Here is a 20788-nt window from a genome sequence, read left to right on the forward strand (position 1 = left end):
GTGCGTTGCAGCGCGTGCAACGGGGGAGCGCCGGATTGGTGTCGCTTCCGCAGCCCGGACACCGCATAACAGCCCCTTACCCCGTGAGGTGCATCGGTGACAAGATACTGCCCCGTCCGCCGCAGCGGACGGGCCGCCCGCGGGTCGCAACCCGGTTGTGATCGGACGGTCACTCGCGCCCGGCCGTCACGCCGCCGCCGTCAGCGCCCGGCCTCCGGCGGTCACACCCGCTGCCAGCTGCGCGCCGGCTGACCCGTCTTCTTCGCCACCGGGTTCCACAGCGCGACGAACCGCTGCTTGGCCAGCGTCGCGCGCCGCTCGCCCTGCGCGCGCCCCGGCACGTGCGCGGCGTTCGGCTTCGGCTTGCCGTGGCAGTGCGCCCCGCTCTGCCGCGCCCAGTTCAGCAGCAGCTGGTCGACCTGCAGCGACGCCTGCAGCGCCTGGCCCAGCGACGACTTCAGCTGCTCGCCCTTGGTCAGCTGGGCGACCTGGAGCTGGCGGGTCCGGTTCAGCTGGTTCTGGCGGCGCTGGACGGCCTGCTGGAACCCCTGGATCGCGGTCGGCATGTCCTTGCACTCGCCGGTCCGCGACAGCGCCCCGGCGAGGACGCGGCGGGCGTCGACGCTGGCGTTCAGCACCGCGCTCATCGCCGCGGCCTGCTCCTTCTCCTTGGGGCTGACCTTCTCGTGCTGCGAGACCGGCTTGGTGGACGACTCCGACGCCTTCGGCGACGCCTCGTTCTTGCCGCCGCCGGACGGCCACACGACGAACGCCACCGCGACGAGCGCCACGACGACGAGGGCCGCGACACCGATGAGCAGCGGCTTGCTCGGCCCGCCGCCGGAGCGCGCCGGGGGCGGCGGGTAGCCGGGATAGGCGGGGTCGCCGGGGCCCATCTGCCCCATCTGTCCCATCGGCATGCCCTGGCCCATCGGGGCGCCGTAGCCGTCCGGGCCGCCGGGGCCCATCGGGGGAGCGCCCATGACGGACGTGCCGCCCGGGTCCATCCGGGTCTGGTCGAAGCCGCCGCCGGGGCCGAAGTCCATCCGGGTGCGCCCGTCGAGCGGCGCCCCCATCGGGCCGGGCGCGAGCCGCCCCGCGTCCGCGTCGAGCATCGTCGCCTCGGCCTGCGGCTGCGAACCGGCGATCGGCAGCGGCGCGCCCCACGCCTGGCCGGCGGGCTGCTGCGGCTGCTGCTGCTGCCCGTAGACCTGCGTGGCGTCCGCGGCCTCCTGCGGGTCGGGCTTGCGCGGCTGGGCGAACCACGAGTCCGGGACGATCGACTCGACCGGCGTCGGCGTCGCCTCCGGGGCGAGGGGCCCGCCGGAGTACCCGCCGGCGGGCGGCAGCGCCGGCGCGCCGGACGCGGGCGGGGCACCGAGCGCCGGCTGCTCATACCCGTTCGCCTGCCCGTTGGCGCCCGCCTGCCCGTTCATGCCCGGCTGCGCCTGCCCGTTCATGCCAGCCTGCCCGTTCGCGTCCGCCTGCGCCTGGCCGTTCATGCCTGCCTCTGCCTGCACCTGCGCCTGGCCGCCGGTGTCCGGCTGCCCGGACCACATGGGCGGCGGAGGAAGCGCGGCACCGTTCGCGGCACCGCCCGCGCCGCCGTGCCCGCCGCCCGTGCCGCCGTGCCCGGCGCCGTTGCCGGCGGGCAGGGCCGACATGCCGCCGGAGGGCGTGTAGCCCTCCGCGTCCGGGTCGAACGTCCACGTCGCGGTGGACTCCGGGTCGCCGGGCGGCGCGCTGGCGGACGCCCACACGGGCGTCGGCGGCGGCACCATCATGGTCTTCTCGTCCAGCCCCGCCGCGCCGTGGCCCGCGCCGCCGCCGAGGCCCGCGCCGCCGTCGAGGACGGAGCCCTCCCGCACCGGCGCCGGCAGCGGCCCGACCGAGTACACGTCGATGGGCGCGTCGCAGTTCGAACACTTGCCGAGCGTCCCGGGCGTGTGAGAACCGCACGTCGGACACTGCATCGCTCTGACCTCGCCTTGTCGCCGCTTGCCACGCTTCGCGAAACTCGGCCCGCCGGCTCGGGCGGGCGCCCCTCCCCGCACATCTCCGGGGAACCCCGCAAGCCGGCGGGGCTCCGACAAAAGTAGTGGGTGATGGCGTTCGAGGGCGCGTGGATGGGAATCTGGACTCACCGCTAACGGGCTCGCACCGAATCACGACATCTCGGTGCCGGTCAAGATTGCCGCCGGTGGTTTACCGGGACGCCTGTGAGGCTCCTCACATCTTAGGGCGGGCGGCGGCGCGCCGCCGGAGAACCGCGCACACCGGCCGCCGCGACGGGCCCGGCGGGCCGCGAGCGCTGCGCGCAGCGGCTAGGCTCGGAGCGGTTCAGGGCGCACCCGACAAGACCGCGCAGTCGAACGAGACAGGCGCATCCAGAGAAGACGGAGTCCATGAGCGATCTTCCGCTGCGTTCGCAGCTGGCCGTCGCGCTCGGTCGTACGGCCGCCAAGATGTCCCGGATGGCGGGCCGCGGGGACGGCTCGGTGATCGGCGGCCGGATCGGCCTGCGCCTCGATCCGGAGCTGCTCACCCGCCTCGCCAAGGACCGCAAGCTCGTCCTCGTCAGCGCCACCAACGGCAAGACGACGACGACCCGGCTGATCACCTCGGCGATGACCCCGCTCGGCGAGGTCGCCACCAACGCGTTCGGCGCGAACATGCCCACCGGGCACGTGTCCGCGCTCGCGTCCGCGCCCACCGCCCGCTACGGCGTGCTGGAGTGCGACGAGAAGTACGTCCCGATGGTGCTGCGGGAGACCGGCGCGAACATCGTCGCGCTGATGAACCTCAGCCGCGACCAGATGGACCGCGCCGCCGAGATCTGGCTGCTGGCCGGCAAGTGGCGGCGCGCGCTGGAGGCGTCCCCCAACAGCCACGTCATCGCCAACTGCGACGACCCGCTGGTCACCTGGGGCGCGTCGTCCGCCAAGAGCGTGACGTGGGTCGCCGCGGGCCAGCACTGGCGCGAGGACTCCTGGTGCTGCCCCGAGTGCGGCGGCCCCCTCGACCGGCAGGACACCGACGAGGACAGCGACTGGGCGTGCCGGCAGTGCCACTTCCGGCGGCCCCGCCCCGACTGGGCGCTCAAGGGCGACCAGATCACCGGCCCGGACGGCCGCGCGTTCTCGCTGGCGCAGCTGTCGCTGCCCGGCCGCGCCAACCGGTCCAACGCGCTGATCGCGCTCGCGGTCGTCGCCCAGTTCGGCGTCCCGCCCGAGCAGGCGCTGCCGCTGCTGTCGCAGGTCCGGTCGGTCGCCGGCCGCTACACCACCGTCGAGCACGAGGGCCGCACGCTCCGGCTGCTGCTGTCGAAGAACCCGGCGGGCTGGCTGGAGGCGTTCGACGTCCTGCAGCCCGCGCCCGGCCCCGTCGCCCTGTCGATCAACGCGCAGGGCCCCGACGGCCGCGACACGTCCTGGCTGTGGGACGTCGACTACCGCATCCTGCGCGGGCGCCCCGTCTGGGTCGCCGGCGAGCGCCGCATCGACCTCGCCGCCCGCCTCGAGGCCGCCGACGTGCACTTCACCGTGGTGGACGACTTCGACCAGGCCGTCATGGCGGTGCCGCCCGGGCACCTGGACGTGATCGCCAACTACACCGCCTTCCAGAACATCCGAACGAGGTACGGCCGTGTCGTCTGACCGCATCAAGATCGTCTGGATCTACCCGGACCTGCTCAGCACCTACGGCGACCAGGGCAACACGATCGTCCTGGAGCGGCGCGCGGCGCTGCGCGGCATCCCGACCGAGACCGTGAACCTGCGCTCGGACGAGCCCGTCCCCTCCGACGGCGACATCTACCTGCTCGGCGGCGGCGAGGACCGCCCGCAGATCCTCGCCGCGCAGCGGCTGCTCGGCGACGGCGGCCTCGCCCGCGCCGTGCAGTCCGGCGCGGTGGTGTTCGCGGTCTGCGCCGGCTACCAGCTGCTCGGCCACGAGTTCGGCGGCGAGGAGGGCCAGCCGGTCCGCGGCCTCGGCCTGCTCGACATCAGCTCCGGGCGCGGCGAGCAGCGCGCCGTCGGCGAGATCGTCGGGGACGTCGCGGGCGAGCTGAACGTCCCGCGCATCACCGGCTTCGAGAACCACCAGGGCGTCACCCGGCTCGGCCCGAACGCCCGCCCGTTCGCGAAGGTCCTGCACGGCATCGGCAACGGCGACGGCTATGAGGGCGCCTACGCGGGCCGCGTGCTCGGCACCTACATGCACGGCCCGGCGCTCGTCCGCAACCCGGGCCTCGCCGACCTGCTGCTGCGCTGGGCCGTCGGCCGCGACCTGCAGCCGATCGACGACTCCTGGGCGGGCCGCCTCCGCGACGAACGCCTCGCCGCCGTCCTCCCCTGACCGGCTGAGGACAGCGGATTCCCCGTTCTCCGGCATCTTCCTCGAATAGGATTCGGCGCCTGCCGGGTCCCGATCATGGAGGTACGGTGTCGGCGAGAACCAAACTGGCGGAGCGGCTGGCCCCCCAGATGCAGCCGGGCGAGGCGATCGACACCGTCGTCGTCGCCCAGCTCAAACGGGGGATGAAGAAGCAGCTCGCGAAGAGCCTCGCCACGGGCCTGGCCACCGGCCTGGCGACGACGGCGGCCACCGGCGGGCTGGGGCTGGCCGTCGTGGCGGTGCCGCCCGCGGTGTGGGTCGTCGTGACGTCCCACCGGGTGCTGATGTTCAAGCGGATCAACGGGAGCTCCCACCCCGGCACGCTCGTGTTCGACGCGCCGCGGGAGGCCCTGACGGCCGAGCTGAAGACGGGCCTGCTGAACCAGGTCGTAATCGCCGACCGGAGTGACGGGCAGTCGCTGGCCCGCCTGAACCTCGGCCTGCGGAAGAAGGCCGCGAAGGAGATCGTGGCGTCCGTCGAACGCTGAGCCGGCCGTCGCCGCGGGCGGCGGTCCGGTGAACGTTCGGTCAGGGGGCTGGCTTCCCGCCCGCCGGGGTGCCAGCGTGGCGATCATGATCTGCTGCCGACCCGGCCGCCGCGAGCTGCTGCGCTGGAGCGCGATCGTGGCGGGGGCGGGCCTGCTGCCCGCCCTCGACCCGCCTCCCGCGCGCGCCGCCGGCGCCGTCCGCCCGGTGAACCTCGAACTCGTGACGCTGACCGAGACGTCCGCCGTCCTCACCTGGTACACCGGCGCCGCGGGCACCGACGACGGGCTGGGCCGGATGGAGCCCGTCCCGTCCGACGCCGAAGTGGTCTACGGGACGCACCCGTCCCGCCTCACCGGCACCGCCCACGGCCCCTCAGGGACCCCGTACCACTACGTCGAGCTCACCGACCTGGAACCGGGCCGCACCTATTACTACAAGGCCCGCTCGAATGGCCTGACCGCCACCGCGACAGGACTCGCGGCCGGCCAGGCGGCGGGCACTCCGCAAGGCGATACGTTCGCCTTCACCACACCCCAGCCGCCACCGGGCGAGCACCTCTTCTCCATCGCGCTCTGCAACGACCTGCATCTCGGCGAAACGGTCGCCGGACTCGTCGGCCAGCTCCCCTGGATCAAAGGCATCTCGCAGATTCCCGGGCACCCGCCCTACCCCGAGATCATGGCGAAGGCGCTCATCGAGGACGCCCATGCGCGCGGCGCGGACTACCTGCTCGCCGCCGGGGACGTCTCCAGCGAAGCCGCCCCCGCCGACCTGCTGAAGGCCAAGAGCATCCTCGACATGTTCGGCAACTACCTCGTTGCCCGCGGCAACCATGACCGCGCCCACGAAGGCGCCGCCTATTCCACCTGCACGGTCGGCGAACACCAGGGGAACGACTGCTTCCAGGATGCGTTCTTCCCATCCGGCCGCACGTACTACTCCCACGACCTGCGGGGCCTCCGCGTCATCGGCCTCGACACCTACGACAAGCCCGGTGACGGCGGCGACTCGGGCGGCCTCTCGGCCGAACAGCACGCCTGGTTCGAATCCGAGCTCAAGAAGGACCCCGACCGGCCCACCCTCGTCTTCGGCCACCACCCGCTCTTCACCGAGAACGACCCGCTGTCCATCACCGGCGCCCATTCCCTCGACGCCGGCCAGTCCCTTCGCATTCTCGGCGCCTACGCCCGCACGCCCGGCGTCTTCCTCCACCACGCGGGCCACACCCACCGGAACCAGCGCTCGGTGTTCCCGCTGGCGCCCCGCGTCGTCCACCAGGAAGTCGGAGCCGTCAAGGAATACCCCGGAGGCTTCACCCTCGTCCGCGTCCACACCGGCGGCTACGCACTGAACTTCTACAAGGCCCGCAGCCCCGAAGCCCGCGCGTGGAGCGAGCGCAGCCGCCAGGAACTGTCGGGGCTCTGGCCGCAACTGTCCCTCGGAAACCGCGTGACCGACCGCAATTCCGTCGTCTCCCGAGACCTGTCCGGCCTCGGAACCACCGCGTAACGCCTGGCCGGGGTGGCGGCGGTGTTCAGGGCGCTGAGAACGTCGACCGCTTCGTGACGGGTCCGGTCTTTTGGACCCGGGGCGGCGCCCGCTGTCATGGCGGCTCCGCAATGGCCGCTGAACAGGAGGCCCAACTGGCCTTGCCTCCTCCGCGGCGTCCTTCAGGATCCCCCGGCAAGGCGGGCAGGCCCGGCTGCTCGTCCAGATCCCGTCATCGTTCGGCGCCGGCTTCGGCGGAGTCTGCTGGAGTGGTGTGTGACGTCGATGGTCGTTCCATCGAGGTAGGCGTCCAATGCCGCGATGAGCCACCGCCACGGCTCCCGATTTCGCATGGCCGTCGCGGCGACGTCGCCCGCCAGGTGCTCCTGGCGATCGCGGCGGGTTCTACGCCGTCGTCGGTGTACACCCAGTCCAGAGTTTCGATGACGTGCGTGGGCGCCGTCGATGGCACCCGCCTGTGGCGGTCGCAGTGCGTGAACGGCCAACGGGGTCCCCAGCAGCCCATCGGTGACCACTAGATGAACATCGACCTCCGCATGTAGCTCACCTGAAGCGGGGGCCTGGCTGCCATTTCCGGGGTCTCGCAGAATAGTCTTGCGGAGTTGGAGTGAGCGGTGTTCAGCTGTTAGCGGGAAGGGTGTCCGGGTGGTGGGGTGGCGCTGCGTACGGGGCCGCTTCTCAAAAGTCAAGGGCGCCTTCGGCGTCGCTTCGCGATGGACTTCGTCCACCCTTGACTTTCGAGCCTCTGCGGCCCCTAAGGCAGCGCAAACGGGCAGGCTCCGCCTGCCCCGCCCGGACGCGCCACCCCACCACCCACCCACGTACGCGTGCTCGCAAATCCCCATAAAATGGCGTTCCCTGGGCCCCGTAGAGGATGATCAGTATGCCGCGGGTATATCTAGCCATACCTTTTCGCGGAGCATCGAAATAAGGGTCCGTCGAGCCGACTTTTGCCGGCCACGTAGGGTATGATTTACCTATGCAATCAGTGACGATCGACCTGGAGGGTGCGTCCACCATGCAATTGGTGGACGCGGTCTCGGTGATCGCCGCTGAACTCGCCCAGCGCCAAGCCCCGGAGTCGGCGGCGGCGTGCCTGGAACTCACCGAGACACTGGCAGCCGCCTGCGATATCCAGGAAAGCGCACTCGCCGGTTTCATCCGCCGAGTCGATGCCACCGGCGAACAGAAACGGTGGGGATACCCCTCCACCCGGGCGTGGCTGCGGTCCCGGCTTGGCATGCGGGAGAACCGCACCACCGAACGCCTCATCCTCGCCCGCCAACGGCACCGCCTCCCGCAAGTCGCCGAACGCCTCGCCGCCGGGGAGCTGTCCTACGGATATGCGGCCACGGTCGCGCAGAGCGTGGCCCGCTTGGAGGACACCGACTGCGCTGATGCCGAGACCACTCTGCTGGGCTTGGTCGACCAAGGCTTCTCAGCGGCGAAGGTGGGGGTGTTCGGCCGCCGCATCTGCGACGTCATCGCCGAACGCGACGGCACCGAGGCCGTACCTGGCGAGGACGCCAAGCGCGGCTACGCCAAATCCTGGATCACTAGCACCGGGTCGCTGGATGGTGGCCGGTACATCAAGGGCTGGTTGAACGCCGAGGACGCTGCGATCTGGGACGGGACTCTGGCTCCGCTGGTCAAGCCGGCCGGGCCTGAGGACACCCGCGACGTCGGCGAACGCACCGCAGCCGCCCTGTCCAGCGTCCTGTCGGGTGGGCACAAGGCCACCAAGGTCACCGTCATCTGCGACCTGGACACCCTCACCGGCGGCAACACTCCCGCCCGTCTCACCGACGGGACACCGATCCCCGCCGCCCAAGCCCGCCGCATCGCCCTCACCGCAGGCGTCTCACCCCTCCTGCTCGGACGCGGCCACACGCCGCTGTATCTCGGCTATCGGGAGCGGTTCGCCAGCGCCGCCCAACGGCAAGTGCTGGAGACGCTGTACCCGACCTGTGCAGTACGGGAGTGTGAGATCCCGGGGACGTTGTGCGAGGTCGACCACGTCAACGGCTGGGCCCTCGGACACTCACCCACCGACATCGACCAACTCGCCCTCACCTGCGGATGGCACAACCGGTTCAAACACGCCAGCCCAGATCAGATCGGGATCGGCAAAGATCCCGACGGGCGGTACATCTACCGATTGCTGCCACCACCAGGCGCCCGATCAAGATCCAGACCCCGGACGGGTAGCGGGCCACCGGGCATGATCGGCCCACCCGACACCACCGCCAACTGGGCCGCGTAACCCACCCCACCTCCACGTCACCGGTTCGCCCGAATCCAATCCGGATCTCGGGCGAACCGGCATGCCCACTCGCATGGCTCCCCCTCCGCTGTGACGGTTCCCACCCCGGTGGAGGGGAGCCAACCATGTCCCACGCGTGCGGCACCGTCCCGAAATCCATCGGCCCAGCAATGGCCCAGGGCACGCTACTTGCTCACCCTGCCTCCGGCACCTTCGACTTCAGCCACACAGGCCCGGAGAAACGGCGCCCCCTCGTCAGCCCCTCCATCCCACCCGCCCCTCTCTTCGTCCGCTGGTTCGGGGGCGGTGGGGTGGCGCGACCGGGCGGGGCAGGCGGAGCCTGCCCCTTAGCGCTGCCTCAGGGGCCGCAGAGGCTCCAAAGTCAAGGGTGGACGAAGTCCATCGCGAAGCGACGCCGAAGGCGCCCTTGACTTTGGAGGGGCGGCGCCGTACGCCAGCGCCACCCCACCGCACGAACACCCCTCCACGAACACCCTTCGGCCCGATTCCGAGGGCCCGCCACCGGAAGACACTTCTCGCCTGGCCCGGTCACTACATTGAGCGGGTTCCCTCTCAGGTGCCTGCCGCACGCGACGGCATGTGGGAATCCGTCCCGACCAGGCCGGGCTGGGCCGGGCCGGGCCGCTCCACGGGACGTCAAGCAAGCGTGGCAGGCGAACACGCGGATGGCCTGCGGTCGCCGGTTGTGAGGGGCGACTCGCTGGATCCGTTTCCTCGCGGGCGCGGCTTGGACGGGCGTAGCTTGCCCGGGTGGTGGTACCGGAGGCGTTCGCGCGGAGCACTGTTGAGCGCGAAGGGGAGCCCGGCGCGCGATGGATCGCCGAACTCCCCGGAATCGTGAAAGAGCTGATGGAGCGCTGGGAATGCGCGCCGGACGGCGAGGTCATGCACGGAGGCGTCGGGGTCATCGTTCCGGTACGACGGCGGCGCGGGGAGGTCGCTGTGCTGAAGGTTTCCTTTCCGCATCCGGGCAACGTCCATGAGCCGGACGCGTTCGTGGCATGGGGCGGGCGCGGGGCGGTCATGCTGTTCGAGCGCGACGACGAGCAATTCGCGATGCTGCTGGAACGTGTGCGGACGACGTCCTTGGCGCAGGCGCAGGCCGGGAACGCCGACGAGATGATGCGAATCGCGGGGTGTGTCAGCCGGCGACTGGCCGTTCCGGCGCCGCCGGGGCTGCCAAGGCTGCGGGATCGGGCCGATGCCTGGGAGGAGCAGCTGTGGCGGGACGCGCGGGAGTTGGCGCACGGCCTGCCGCGTCGTGTGCTGGACGCGGCCGCGGCGACCGTCCGGGAGTTGGGGCGCGTTCAGCCGGACACGCTGGTCCATGGCGACCTTCATCCGAGGAACATCCTGCGCGCCGATCGTGAGCCGTGGCTGGCCGTCGATCCGAAGGGGTGCGCGGGAGATCCCGCCTACGACGGCGGCGCGCTGCTCAAGTCGCTTGTGCTGGTGCTCCTTGAGGCCGATGACCTGGCCAAGGCCCTGCATCGTGCGATGGACGTCTTCGCGGAGGCCGCGGAGCTCGAGCGCGAGCGGGTCCAGCGTTGGGCCCAGTTGCACGCCGTCCAGGCCGCGTTCTGGGCACGCCGCCACGGGTTCCGTGCGGCTCGCGGGGGACTGGAACTGGAGCAGATCACCGATCTCGCCGACCACCTCGCGGAATCGCTGACGAGGTGACAGGCGGCGGGGCTCAGCGCTTGGGCGGCCAGGCCGACAGCGGAAGCGGGCCGCGGCTGAGGACGGTGCGGATGGCGAAGGTGCTCCGGGCGTCGCGGACCGGGCCGATGGCCAGGATCTCGTCGAGCAGTACCTGCTCGTATGTCGCCAGGTCGGGGGCGGCCACCTCGACCAGGAAATCGGCCTCTCCGGAGACGACGTAGCAGGAGACGACCGCCGGGATGGCGGTCAGGGCGGCCTCGATGGTCCGGGAGGTCTCGCGTGAGTGCTGGTCGACCGTCAGCGCGACGAAGACGGTGAGGCCGAGTCCGAGCCGGTCGCGGTCCAGTTCCGCGCGGTAGCCCGCGATGACGCCGTCGTTCTCCAGCGCCTTGGTGCGGCGCAGGCAGGACGAGGGGGAGAGCCGGACGGACTCGGCGAGGTCGACGTTCGCGGTCCGGCCGTGCTCCTGGAGGCGTTCGAGGATGGCGCGATCGATACGGTCGTACAGAGGTTGCGGCATGCTGTAGAGGATACGAGCGGGTTGGCGGCACAGGATTGCGTTGGTGAGTCTGTGGGACGCATAACTCGCCATCGCGTTTCGCGCGTTCCGGGACATGCTCCTGCCATGCCTCAGCACGAGAACGAACCCTCTTCGTCCCTGTCCACGGCGGGTGCCACGGCGCTGTACGTCGGCGCGCTGCTGGGCCCGAGCCTGCTGCTCCTGCCGGGGCTGGCGGCGCGGGCCGCCGGTCCCGCGTCCCTGCTGGCGTGGATCGCCCTGCTGGTGCTGTCCGGCCTCATCGCCGCCGTCTTCAGCCGTCTCGGCACCACGGTGGGGTCGGCGAGCGGGGTCGCGGGGTACGCCACGGCCGGGCTCGGTCCGCGCGCCGGGCGCGCCGCCGCCTGGTGCTTTCTCGGCGGGGTCGTCACCGGGGCGCCGGTCGTATGCCTGATCGGCGGGGCGTACGTGGCGGAGCTGCTGCGGGCGGGCGACCGGACGGCGTTCACGGCCGCCGCGGTTCTGCTGGCGCTGGTGCTGGCGATGCGTCTCGCGGGTGCCAGGACGGGGGTGCGCTTGCAGTTGACGCTGGTCGCCGTGCTGGTGGTGCTGGTGGTGGTCGCCGTCGGCGGGGCGGCGCCGGCGGCGCGCGGCGCGTATTGGCGTCCGTTCGCGCCTCATGGCTGGGGCTCGATCGTCCGGGCGGCTTCGCCGCTGATGCTGGCGTTCGTCGGGTGGGAGGCCGCCGCCCCGCTGACGGCCCGGCTGCGGGATCCGCGGCGGCAGCTTCCGCGCGTCGTGGCGGCCGCGTTCGCGATCACCGCCGTCCTCTACCTGGCGTTGGCCGCCGCGACCGTCGGCGTGCTCGGCCCGCGGGCCGGCAGTTCGGTGCCGCTGGCGGGCCTGTTGCAGGTCGCGGTCGGCAGGAGCGGCGCCGCGATCGCGGCGGTGGGGGCCGTCGTCCTCACCCTGGCCGCGACGAACGCCTACCTGACGGGCGCCACGGTGATGGCCTCGGCGTTGGCCGGGCAGGGACGGAGGCGGCCGGGCCCGGCCGCCCTCGTCGCCGCGATCGCCGCTGCGGGCGGACTGCTGCTCAGGCCGGCCGCCGCCGGCCTGGTCACCACCGCGCAGTTCGTCGCCGTCCCGACTGCGCTGTTCCTGGTCGTCTATCTCGGCTGCATGGCGGCGGCGGTCCGCCTTCTCAGCGGCCCGGCGAGGCTCGCGGCGGCGATCGCTTGTGCCGTGGTCCTTCTGCTGCTGGTCTTCTCGGGTTGGGCCGCGTTGCTCGCCGCCGCCGTGGCCGTGGCGGCGTCCATGCGCGGCTCACTCGTTCGCCGAGGACGAAACAGCAGCCGGCGCGTCCTGTGGGACGGTGCGCGAGGCCGTGCGGCCGGTGCCGAGCGTGAGGAGCAGCGATCCGGCGGTCAGGGCCACGCCGAACCAGACGACGCTCGTGACGCCCAGGTTGTCGGCGAAAAGGCCGCCGAATAGCGCGCCGAGGGCGATGGAGGTGTTGTACGCCATGGTGTTGAGCGACATCGCGGCTTCGAAGGTCTCCGGCGCGGCGGCGAGCGTCATGTTGACCTGCGACAGCTGCACGACGCCGAAGGAGATGCCCCACAGCACCAGCGAGACGATCGCTCCGGCCGGTCCGTCGCCGATCGCGAGGAGGAGCAGCAGCGAGACAACGAGCCCGGCGCAGCCGGTGAGGAAGCTGCCCCGCAGGCTCTTGTTCACCGTGTATCCGGCGATGAAGTTCCCGGCGGCGCCGCCGACGCCGAAGATGATCAGCACGACGGTGATGAAGAGCGGCGAGGCGGACGCGTTGTCCTCCAGGAACGGGCGCACGAAGGTGTACGCCCCGAAGTGGCCGAGCACGAACAGCACGACGGCGCACAGCACCGCGCGCAGCGGCACGTTCCTGACCGGCAGCCCGAAGACCTCGCGGACCGGGACGGCGTTCGCCGACGGGAGGGACGGGACCGTCGCGACGACCGTCAGGAACACCAGCAGGCTGAGCCCGGACCAGATGAGGAACGTGGTGCGCCAGTCGGTGAGGTCCTCCAGGACGGTCCCGACGGGTATGCCGACGACCGTGGCGATCGAGATCCCCGACATCACGATCGCGGACGCCCGGCTCGCGTGGCGTTCGCCGACCAGGCGCATCGCCATGCTCACGCCGATGGCCCAGAACACGCCGCTGGCGAACCCCATGACGAGACGCGTCGCCAGGACCAGCGGATAGTTCGGCGAGACGGCGGTGACGAGGTTCCCGATGGTCAGCACGGCCAGCAGGGTGGACAGCAGGACGCGCCGGTTGACGCGCCTGGTCCACGCCACGATGAACGTCACGCCCAGCCCGGCGGAGACGCCGTAGAGGGTGACCATCAGCGCGGCCACCCCCACGTCGATGTCCAGGCTGGCGCTGAGCGGGGTGAGAAGGCCGACGGGCATCAGTTCCGTGGTGAGGAAGACGAAGAGGCTGGCCGTGATCGCGGCGACGCCGAGCCATGCCCGCCGGGTCGAGTGCGGTCGCCGTTCGTCCGTGGCCACGCTGTCTGCGTTCATGCTGCTCTCCTGATCGATCGAGGCCCGACGGCCGATCTTTTAACGTTGAAATGTTCAACGTTGGCGACGGTAGGCCGACTGATACCTTGATGTCAAACAGTTCAACGTTAAGGAGTAGGTGTGGCCCGTGATGCCGTCGATCTCGTCGTGGAGCAGTGGACCCGCGCCCGCCCGGACCTCGACGCGTCCCCGATGGGCGTCCTCGGCCGCCTCTCCCGGCTGAGCCGGATCGTCGAGCGCGAGCTCAAGGCCCTCTTCGCCGAGTTCGGGCTGGAGAGGGGCGAGTTCGACGTCCTGGCCACCCTGCGCCGCGCCGGCGCGCCCGAGGGCATGACCGCGGGCGCGCTGGCCCGCGCGTCGATGGTGACCTCCGGCGCCGTCACCAACCGGCTCGACCGGCTCGTCGCCAAGGGCTACGTCACGCGCGACGTCGACCCCGCCAACCGGCGGACCGTGGTCGTCGCCCTCACGCCCGCCGGGCGCGACCTCATCGACCGCGCCGTCGTCGCGCACGTCGACAATGAGCGCCGCATCCTCGCGGCGCTCGACCGGCGCCGTCAGGACGACCTCGCCGCGACCCTGCGCACCCTGCTGCTCAGCCTCGGCGACGAAGCAGGCGAACAGGACGCGGCCGACGCCGGCGATTGAGCCCGCCGCGGGGCGGTCAGGTCGTCTTCAGCCAGCCGGCGATGTCGTCGATCACGGCCGGGTCGACGTGGTGCGGACGGTCGTAGTCGGCCGGCGTCGACGGGCCCGTGCCCGGGAAGAACAGGTGGTCGGCGGCGGCGTGGACGCAGATGGTGACGTCCGGGCGGCCGGCCAGGGCGTCGCGCCAGCGGGCGAGGTCGTCCTCCACAGTCACCTGGTAATCGCGGCCGCCTTGCAGGATGAGCATGGGTCTGGGCAGGTCGAGGGCGGTCGCGACGGGGTCATAGGCCCGCAGGTCCAGCCAGTAGGGGGCGGACAGGCCGAAGGGCAGGTCCGCCGCGGGCGTCGACGGTGACAGCGCGGGGTCGGCGACCCGGGCGGCCTGCCGGGTGATGGCCGCGACGGCGGCGTCCGCGCCGGGCCCCGGGGCCAGAGACGCCAGGTGGCGCGTCACGCGGACGGCGGCCTCGTGCATCGGCTGCGCGTCCCCCGCCATGATCACCAGTCCGGCGACCGACGGGTCGGCGGCGGCGACGCGCGGGGCCGCCTTGCCGCCCATGCTGTGGCCGAGCATGAAGATCCGTGCGGCGTCCACGCCCGGTTCCCGCCGCAGCAGGGCGACGGCGGCGACGGCGTGCGGGACGTACTCGTCGGCCATGGTGAAGCCGGGGTCGGCGGCGACCTCGGCGGGATGGGCGCAGGTCACCTTGTCGAACCGCAGCACGGCGATGCCGTGCGTGGCCAGGCCCCAGGCGATGTCCTTGAGCGGCTTGTTCGGGCCACTGGTGGCGTCGCGGTCGAACGGGCCGCCGCCGCTGAGCAGGACGACCCCGGGCCACGGGCCGCGCCCTCGCGGAAGGCTCAACGTCCCGGACACGGACAAAGGCCCGGTGCCGACGGTGACGTCCCGCTCCTCGAAGGCGGACGGGTCGGTGTAGGGCGGAGGGTCCCACGCGGCGGCGCCGCCGGGCGCGAGCCGGAAGCCGTTCAGCAGGCCGGAGCCGTCCACGGACATGACCACGGTCAGCGACCCGCGCTCGCACGCGACCGGGATGCTCACCCGGACCAGGCCGGATCCGATCGGCTCGGCCGCCGGTTCCCCGACGGAGGTCACGGCCCCATGGCGCGCGGTCTCCTGCGTCCAGGCGACGCGCAGCGTCCCGGCGGACGCGACGGCCCTCAGGGGCGCCGCGAACAGCGCCTCGACCTCGGCGAATCGTCCCGCGCGCAGCGAGCGGACGACGCCGGCGGCGGTGGTCTCCGCGGCTGCCATTCCCACCCCTCTCAAGTTTGAGAAAGGTAGCACAGGTGAGATCGTAGGGCTCATGGACACCCTGGAGTTGCTCGCCCATCCCGTCCGGCTGCGGGTCGTGCACGCGATGCGCGGTGGCCGGCTGCTCACGACGTCCGACCTGTGCGCGCGCATCCCGGACGTCTCGAAGGCGACCGTCTACCGGCACATCGACCTGCTCGTGGCCGGCGGCGTGCTCGAAGTGGCCGAGGAGCGCCGGGTGCGCGGCGCGGTCGAGCGCCGGTACCGGCTGCACCAGGACCGCGCCGCGATCGACCCCGGGACGCCGCTCTCACCGGACGATCACCGGCGCGGGTTCGCGGCGGCGATGGCCGCGCTGCTCGCCGAGTTCGGCGCCTACCTCGACCGCGACGGCGCGGACCCGGCCGCCGACCTGGTCGGATACCGCCAGCACGCGGTCTGGCTCAGCGAGGAGGAACTCCGCGGCCTGATCGCCGAGATGCGCGCCGCGATCGCGCCCCGGCTGGCGAACCGGGCCGCGCCCGGCCGCGCCCAGTACCTGCTGAGCCCGATCCTGTTCCCGATCGAGTCTTCCGCGGCGGACGCCACCTGAACGGCTAGTTCGGCGACGCCGTCCTCCCGGCGTCCGGTCGCGACGGGCTGGGGGAGGGGAACTGCTCTGCCGGCCGGACGCGGGTCCTGATCCAGGTGCGCCACGACTTCGGCCGGGGCGCCTGCGCGTACCGGCCGCGCGGCGCCACCGCCAGGATCGCCGCCGCGGCGGCGTCGGCGACTTGGAACGAGGTGGGCGGGCCGGCGTCGTCCGGCGGGCGCGGAGCGGGCCGCAGTTCTTCGGGACGTCCCACGATCTCCACCCCGCTCGAACGGAGTTCGGCCAGGTCCTCCTCGGCCCACGCGGCCACCAGTGCCCGCGCGGACTCGGGGACGGCGACCGGTCCGCCGCGTCCACCGCGGGCGTTCAGGCCGCGCAGCAGGATCTCCTCGCGCAGGGCCCGGCGCTCGTAGGTGCTCCAGCCGGCCCCGTCGAGCCGCCGGTTCAGCGCGATCAGCAACTCGATCTCGTCGCCGGTCAGCCCGCTGTGGGCGCGGCGCGTCCGGATCTCGGCGGGCAGTCGTCCGGCGCACCCGGACGCCCCGACGGCCGCGGCGAAGCGGCGCCACAGCAGGTCCGGGGGCGAGCCGGGGTTGACCACGACGCGGACCCTGTCCGGCCCCACCTCGGCGGCCCACCGCCGGACCAGGCCGCCGAGCCCGAAGGCCCGCCAGAGATGCAGGCCGGGCTCCTCCTCGATTGCCCGCCGGCCGCGGCCGCGCTGCTCGGCCAGCACCGCGAAGAACTCCTCGATGCCGGACTGCCGGCCGTTGCGGACGTGCTGCTGCCACAGCGACGGCAGCGACCGGTCCAGCCCGCGCGCGGTGATCACCACCTCGACGGCGGCGCCGCCGAACTCGGCGAGCAGGCGCGCCACCGCCGGCGAGCGGATCGCCGAGAGCGCCTCGGCGGAGATCAGCGCCGTGTCCTGCCAGGCGCGGACCTTGGCCGCCAGCCGCGTCCACTTGCCCCGCTCCACGGCGGCGTCGGCGGCCGAGACCCACGGGTATTCGGTGCCGAGGAGCCCGCGGGTCGCCTTCTCGTGGTTCTCGATCGCGTCGGGGAGTATCTCCCTGATCGAGGCCGGATACAGAATGCCCGCCTCCTCGGCGAGCGGCCCCGCGACATGCCCGAGCATCTCTTGCAGATAGGTGGTGCCCGACTTCTGCTGCCCGATGTGAAGGATCACCTTCGCGGCCATGGATCCCCCCTCGCTCGCACCCGAGAGTGCGGAGAATCGGGTGTTTCCCCTGGTCATGGCACCATAGGTGGAGCGGGGTCCGGTGCAGAAGACGTCCGGGCGAAGGTTAGCGCGGGGTTAACGCGCAATTCCCCCTTCACCCAGGCTTCTTTCAGGTTTCACACAGGTAAGAAGGGGTGGCGAACCGGTCCGACGACGGCGACCGTCTGCGTCGTGATCGCCAGGACGGTGAGGACGCCGGCGGGGCCTGTCGCGCCCGGTCCGTCCGGCCTCACTCCTGATCAGGGACATCGCGGCCGGATAGCCGGCGCACGTCCCGAACCCGAGCAGCACCCGCGCCGCGATCAGCGTCCGGAGGTCCGGCGCCAGCATGCCGACGACGCCCGCGAGGCCGGTCAGGGCCGTCCCGGCGAGGAACAGCCGGCGTGGCCCGAACAGGTCGATCAGCCGCCCGGCCACCGGCTGCCCGATCGCGGTGGCCAGGTAGAGCGCGGAGATCAGCCAGGCCGTCCTGGACGGCGGTGCCCCGAACGCCGCGCCGATCGGCACCAGCGCGACCGAGATGATCGACGAGTTCACCGGGTTCAGGACGCTGCCGAGCATCATCGGCGCCAGCAGCCGCCGGTCGAACCCGTCCCCGGGCGCCCGGCCGCCGGGGCCGTGCCGGCGCAGCGAGCCCGCGACCTGCGCGAGCACCGTGGTCATGGGCGCGGCCTCCGCCGCGCAGCCCCTTCCGGCACTCGTGCCGATTCGGTTCGCGCGCACGCGATCGCCCGGCGGCGCCCATCGACCGGGCGTACCGCTGGACGGGGCGTACCGCGCTGTGTGGGGTTGCGTGTCCGCGCTAGTAGACGAGCGCCTGCACGTCCGGGGCGGTGATCTCCTCGACGAACGTCGGCGCCCCGGCGATCCGGATGCCCGGCAGCACGTCGTCCGGGCCGATGCCGCGGCGCGCCGCGCACTGCGTGCACAGCGTCACGCGCCCGGCGGCGAGGATCACCGCGAGCAGGTCGTCCAGCGGGGTCGCGTGCTCCAGTTCGAAGCCGGCGGCGCGGCCGGGCAGGGAGAACCAGGCGGACTCGCCCGTCAGCCACAGCGAGATGGGCACGCCGCTGGCGGCCGCCGCCGCCGCGACCGTGAACGCCTGGTTGCAGCGCTCCGGCGCGTCCGCCCCCGCCGTCACCTTGATAACCAGAGGTCTCGCCATGAACCGCACTCTAGCCCGGCGGGCGCGCGTAGCATCGTGCGGCGTGAGCGGCATGGTGAACGCGGGTGTCCTGGTCCTCGCACTCGCGCTGGTGGCGGTGGCGGCCGTCCTGCTGGTGGTGCGTCTCGGGAGGCTGAGGTGACGGGCGCGCCTCAGGTGGCGCGGTGGGCGCCCCTCGCCGCTACGCTCGGTGCCCATGGAGCCTGAGCTGCACCCCGACCTTGAGCCGCTGAAGTTCCTCCTGGGCACGTGGGAGGGCGCCGGCGTCGGCGGCTATCCCACGATCGAGGGTTTCAACTTCGGGCAGGAGATCTCCTTCACCCACATCGGCAAGCCGTTCCTCGTCTACGCCAGCCGCAGCTGGCTGATCGAGGACGACGGCACGCTCGGCCGGCCGCTGGCCACCGAGACCGGCTACTGGCGGCCCCGTCCCGACCACGAGGTCGAGGTCACGCTGGCCCACCCGACCGGCATCGTCGAGATCTACGTCGGCAACGTCGCCTTCAACCGGGTCGAGCTGCAGACCGACGTCGTGGCGCGCACCCAGTCGGCCAAGGAGGTCGCCGGGGGAACGCGCCTGTACGGGCTCATCGGCGAGGACCTCGGCTGGGCCTACGACATGGCGGCCATGGGGCAGCCGCTCCAGTCGCACCTCTCGGCGCAGCTCAAGCGCGTCGGCTGACGGAGCGCGTCCCGGAAGATCCCGGACATGAGCGATCCCCGGACCTTCCCGCGGGAGCGGGGCGGTGGACAGGACTGGTCCACCGGTCCGGGGATCGGGTAACTGCCTGGTATTCGCCGGTCACCGTCGCGACCGACTTGCCACCGCCCGGGGGCGGCGACGCCGAGGCGGAACGGCGACTAGCTGACAGCCACCTCGCGAGTCCCAGAATCAACCATTTCTTGGACCACCTCCTTTCGCGCGTACCCCGCACGCTATGCGAGCCCCCGGCGTTCGGGCAAACGAGTTTTCGGCGATGCCGCCCGGCATACACTCGGGGCATGGTCGAGTCGTGGCAGGAGGAGCTGCGGGCTAAGGGGTACCGGGTCACCCCCCAGCGTCAGCTGGTGCTCGAGGCGGTCACCAACCTCGAGCACGGGACCCCCGAGGACATCTGCACCGAGGTGCAGCGCACCGCCCGCGGGGTGAACATCTCCACCGTCTACCGGACGCTGGAGCTGCTCGAGGAGCTGGGGCTCGTCAAGCACGCCCACCTGGGCCACGGGCCGCCGAACTACCACCTGGCCGCCGAGGCCGAGCACATCCACCTGGTGTGCCGGGGCTGCCACACCGTGCAGGACGTCGACCCCAAGGCGGCCGCCGGGCTGGCGGACGTGCTGGCGGACGAGTTCGGCTTCGAGACGGACGTGCACCACCTCACGGTCTACGGGCGGTGCAAGGAGTGCCGCGCGACATAGTCTGGCTCCATGGAGAGCCCGCTGTTGCAGTCGCCCGGGGCCGTCGCCGCCGATGAGCCCGACCAGGAAGTCGCCGCGCACTACGGCGAGCCCATGCAGGAGCAACGCGCGCTCGTGGCCGGTACGGCGTTCACCGACCGCGGCGACCGCGGCGTGGTGCGGGTCTCCGGGCCGGACCGGCTGAGCTGGCTGCACAGCCTGCTGAGCCAGCACCTGGACGGGCTGCGGCCGTTCGAGCCGACGGAGGCGCTGCTCCTCAGCCCGCAGGGCCACATCGAGCACCACATGTTCCTCGTGGACGACGGCGAGGCCGTGTGGATGCACGTGGAGCCCGGGCGGGCGCCCGCGCTGGCGGACTTCCTCGACCGGATGCGGTTCATGCTGCGCGTCGAGGTCGCGGACGTGTCGGACGAGTACGCCGTGGTCACCGGACCGGAGGGCGGCGGCCTCGCCTGGCCCGACGCCGCCGGGACGGTCACCCGGATCGTCCCGCGGTCGGGCGGTTTCCCGGACGGTCTGCGTCCGGCCGGGATCTGGGCCTACGAGGCGTTGCGGATCGCCGAGCGGCGTCCCCGCTTCGGCCTCGACACCGACCACCGGACGATCCCGCACGAGGTCGGGTTCGTCGAGACGGCCGTCCACCTGAACAAGGGCTGCTACCGGGGCCAGGAGACGGTCGCGCGCGTCCACAACCTCGGCCGCCCGCCCCGGCGGCTGGTGTTCCTGCACCTGGACGGCAGCGTCGACCGGCTGCCCGCGCACGGCGACCCGGTGGAGATCCCCGGCGGCCGGACGGTCGGGTTCGTGGGATCGGCGGCCCGCCACCACGAGCTGGGGCCGATCGCGCTGGCGCTGGTGAAGCGGAACGTGCCGGTGGACGCGGACCTGCTGGCCGGCGGGGTCGCCGCCGCGCAGGAGGTCGTCGTCTCGCCGGACACGGGGGCGAACGCGCAGATCGATCTCCGGAGGCGCCCGGCAAATCGCGGGTAAAGCGGCGCCCCTCGGGGCAAAATCGTCTGGTATAGACGATTTCTGACCG

The 20788-nt window shown here is 72.3% G+C and carries 18 protein-coding genes and 1 pseudogene; 12 read left to right on the forward strand and 7 right to left on the reverse strand.

Going from position 1 to position 20788, the window contains the following annotated elements; genetic code table 11:
* Window positions 1–221: 221 nt before the first annotated feature.
* The gene (locus tag ACA514_RS32835; protein ID WP_375045158.1) at window positions 222–1973 is read right to left on the reverse strand and encodes a hypothetical protein; all 1752 of its coding nucleotides are present in this window, start codon (window positions 1971–1973) and stop codon (window positions 222–224) included.
* 432 nt (window positions 1974–2405) lie between these two features.
* On the opposite strand from ACA514_RS32835, the gene ACA514_RS32840 reads away from it, so the two are divergent.
* From ACA514_RS32840 to ACA514_RS32865, 6 genes are all read left to right on the forward strand, one after another.
* The gene (locus ACA514_RS32840; protein ID WP_375045159.1) at window positions 2406–3656 is read left to right on the forward strand and encodes a MurT ligase domain-containing protein; all 1251 of its coding nucleotides are present in this window, start codon (window positions 2406–2408) and stop codon (window positions 3654–3656) included.
* A complete protein-coding gene (locus ACA514_RS32845; RefSeq protein WP_375045160.1) occupies window positions 3646–4356 on the forward strand; it encodes a type 1 glutamine amidotransferase in 711 nt (236 codons plus the stop codon). Before ACA514_RS32840 ends, ACA514_RS32845 begins: the two co-directional genes overlap by 11 nt.
* An 86-nt stretch (window positions 4357–4442) precedes the next feature.
* Entirely contained in the window at window positions 4443–4883 is a 441-nt protein-coding gene (locus ACA514_RS32850; RefSeq protein ID WP_375045161.1) for a hypothetical protein, read from the forward strand.
* Between the two features lie 85 nt (window positions 4884–4968).
* Window positions 4969–6393 carry a metallophosphoesterase gene (locus tag ACA514_RS32855; protein WP_375045193.1) on the forward strand — a complete coding sequence of 475 codons (1425 nt, stop codon included), beginning with the start codon at window positions 4969–4971 and terminating at the stop codon, window positions 6391–6393.
* Between the two features lie 979 nt (window positions 6394–7372).
* Window positions 7373–8656 (forward strand): DUF222 domain-containing protein, encoded by a 1284-nt coding sequence (locus ACA514_RS32860; protein ID WP_375045162.1) that lies wholly within the window; start codon window positions 7373–7375, stop codon window positions 8654–8656.
* A gap of 771 nt (window positions 8657–9427) precedes the next feature.
* A complete protein-coding gene (locus tag ACA514_RS32865; RefSeq protein ID WP_375045163.1) occupies window positions 9428–10357 on the forward strand; it encodes an aminoglycoside phosphotransferase family protein in 930 nt (309 codons plus the stop codon).
* 13 nt (window positions 10358–10370) lie between these two features.
* Here the strand turns inward: ACA514_RS32865 and ACA514_RS32870 are convergent, their stop codons facing one another.
* On the reverse strand, window positions 10371–10859 hold the full coding sequence (locus ACA514_RS32870) for an Lrp/AsnC family transcriptional regulator (protein ID WP_375045164.1): 489 nt from the start codon (window positions 10857–10859) through the stop codon (window positions 10371–10373).
* 105 nt (window positions 10860–10964) lie between these two features.
* On the opposite strand from ACA514_RS32870, the pseudogene ACA514_RS32875 reads away from it, so the two are divergent.
* Window positions 10965–12116 (forward strand): annotated as a pseudogene (locus ACA514_RS32875) (APC family permease); the annotation flags it as partial.
* Between the two features lie 48 nt (window positions 12117–12164).
* Here the strand turns inward: ACA514_RS32875 and ACA514_RS32880 are convergent.
* The gene (locus ACA514_RS32880) at window positions 12165–13409 is read right to left on the reverse strand and encodes an MFS transporter (RefSeq protein WP_375045165.1); all 1245 of its coding nucleotides are present in this window, start codon (window positions 13407–13409) and stop codon (window positions 12165–12167) included.
* A 120-nt stretch (window positions 13410–13529) separates the two neighbouring features.
* Between ACA514_RS32880 and ACA514_RS32885 the strand changes: the two genes are divergently transcribed.
* Entirely contained in the window at window positions 13530–14057 is a 528-nt protein-coding gene (locus ACA514_RS32885) for a MarR family winged helix-turn-helix transcriptional regulator (RefSeq protein ID WP_375045166.1), read from the forward strand.
* Between the two features lie 16 nt (window positions 14058–14073).
* Here the strand turns inward: ACA514_RS32885 and ACA514_RS32890 are convergent, their stop codons facing one another.
* Window positions 14074–15330, reverse strand: coding sequence for a serine aminopeptidase domain-containing protein (locus tag ACA514_RS32890; protein ID WP_375045167.1), 1257 nt, complete (start codon window positions 15328–15330; stop codon window positions 14074–14076).
* Window positions 15331–15382: 52 nt separating this feature from the next.
* Between ACA514_RS32890 and ACA514_RS32895 the strand changes: the two genes are divergently transcribed.
* A complete protein-coding gene (locus ACA514_RS32895) occupies window positions 15383–15922 on the forward strand; it encodes a helix-turn-helix domain-containing protein (RefSeq protein WP_375045168.1) in 540 nt (179 codons plus the stop codon).
* A 4-nt stretch (window positions 15923–15926) separates the two neighbouring features.
* On the opposite strand, the gene ACA514_RS32900 is transcribed toward ACA514_RS32895, so the two are convergent.
* The 3 genes from ACA514_RS32900 to ACA514_RS32910 all read right to left on the reverse strand — a co-directional run bounded on the left by ACA514_RS32900 (window position 15927) and on the right by ACA514_RS32910 (window position 18330).
* The gene (locus tag ACA514_RS32900; protein ID WP_375045169.1) at window positions 15927–17123 is read right to left on the reverse strand and encodes a hypothetical protein; all 1197 of its coding nucleotides are present in this window, start codon (window positions 17121–17123) and stop codon (window positions 15927–15929) included.
* A 117-nt stretch (window positions 17124–17240) separates the two neighbouring features.
* Entirely contained in the window at window positions 17241–17828 is a 588-nt protein-coding gene (locus ACA514_RS32905) for an MFS transporter (protein ID WP_375045170.1), read from the reverse strand.
* A 139-nt stretch (window positions 17829–17967) separates the two neighbouring features.
* Window positions 17968–18330 (reverse strand): DsrE family protein, encoded by a 363-nt coding sequence (locus ACA514_RS32910; RefSeq protein ID WP_375045171.1) that lies wholly within the window; start codon window positions 18328–18330, stop codon window positions 17968–17970.
* Window positions 18331–18526: 196 nt separating this feature from the next.
* Here ACA514_RS32910 and ACA514_RS32915 point away from each other — a divergent pair, with 196 nt between their 5' ends.
* The 3 genes from ACA514_RS32915 (at window position 18527) to ACA514_RS32925 (ending at window position 20739) form a co-directional block, all read left to right on the forward strand.
* Complete coding sequence (locus tag ACA514_RS32915; protein ID WP_344266815.1) at window positions 18527–19012, forward strand: FABP family protein; 486 nt, start codon at window positions 18527–18529, stop codon at window positions 19010–19012.
* Between the two features lie 320 nt (window positions 19013–19332).
* Window positions 19333–19749: a Fur family transcriptional regulator gene (locus ACA514_RS32920; protein ID WP_375045172.1), complete on the forward strand. Its 417-nt coding sequence runs from the start codon at window positions 19333–19335 to the stop codon at window positions 19747–19749.
* A gap of 9 nt (window positions 19750–19758) precedes the next feature.
* Entirely contained in the window at window positions 19759–20739 is a 981-nt protein-coding gene (locus ACA514_RS32925) for a YgfZ/GcvT domain-containing protein (RefSeq protein ID WP_375045173.1), read from the forward strand.
* Window positions 20740–20788: the final 49 nt, after the last annotated feature.

It is taken from the genome of Actinomadura sp. NTSP31, from assembly GCF_041951385.1.
Taxonomy (GTDB): Bacteria; Actinomycetota; Actinomycetes; order Streptosporangiales; family Streptosporangiaceae; genus Spirillospora; species Spirillospora napierensis.

Bases quoted from the DNA above. Each gene is read 5' to 3' on its own strand.
- ACA514_RS32835 (WP_375045158.1), bottom strand. From the start codon at position 1,973: ATGCAGTGTCCGACGTGCGGTTCTCACACGCCCGGGACGCTCGGCAAG.
- ACA514_RS32840 (WP_375045159.1), top strand. From the start codon at position 2,406: ATGAGCGATCTTCCGCTGCGTTCGCAGCTGGCCGTCGCGCTCGGTCGT.
- ACA514_RS32855 (WP_375045193.1), top strand. From the start codon at position 4,969: ATGATCTGCTGCCGACCCGGCCGCCGCGAGCTGCTGCGCTGGAGCGCG.
- ACA514_RS32860 (WP_375045162.1), top strand. From the start codon at position 7,373: ATGCAATCAGTGACGATCGACCTGGAGGGTGCGTCCACCATGCAATTG.
- ACA514_RS32870 (WP_375045164.1), bottom strand. From the start codon at position 10,859: ATGCCGCAACCTCTGTACGACCGTATCGATCGCGCCATCCTCGAACGC.
- ACA514_RS32880 (WP_375045165.1), bottom strand. From the start codon at position 13,409: ATGAACGCAGACAGCGTGGCCACGGACGAACGGCGACCGCACTCGACC.
- ACA514_RS32890 (WP_375045167.1), bottom strand. From the start codon at position 15,330: ATGGCAGCCGCGGAGACCACCGCCGCCGGCGTCGTCCGCTCGCTGCGC.
- ACA514_RS32895 (WP_375045168.1), top strand. From the start codon at position 15,383: ATGGACACCCTGGAGTTGCTCGCCCATCCCGTCCGGCTGCGGGTCGTG.
- ACA514_RS32900 (WP_375045169.1), bottom strand. From the start codon at position 17,123: ATGGCCGCGAAGGTGATCCTTCACATCGGGCAGCAGAAGTCGGGCACC.
- ACA514_RS32905 (WP_375045170.1), bottom strand. From the start codon at position 17,828: ATGACCACGGTGCTCGCGCAGGTCGCGGGCTCGCTGCGCCGGCACGGC.
- ACA514_RS32910 (WP_375045171.1), bottom strand. From the start codon at position 18,330: ATGGCGAGACCTCTGGTTATCAAGGTGACGGCGGGGGCGGACGCGCCG.
- ACA514_RS32915 (WP_344266815.1), top strand. From the start codon at position 18,527: ATGGAGCCTGAGCTGCACCCCGACCTTGAGCCGCTGAAGTTCCTCCTG.
- ACA514_RS32920 (WP_375045172.1), top strand. From the start codon at position 19,333: ATGGTCGAGTCGTGGCAGGAGGAGCTGCGGGCTAAGGGGTACCGGGTC.
- ACA514_RS32925 (WP_375045173.1), top strand. From the start codon at position 19,759: ATGGAGAGCCCGCTGTTGCAGTCGCCCGGGGCCGTCGCCGCCGATGAG.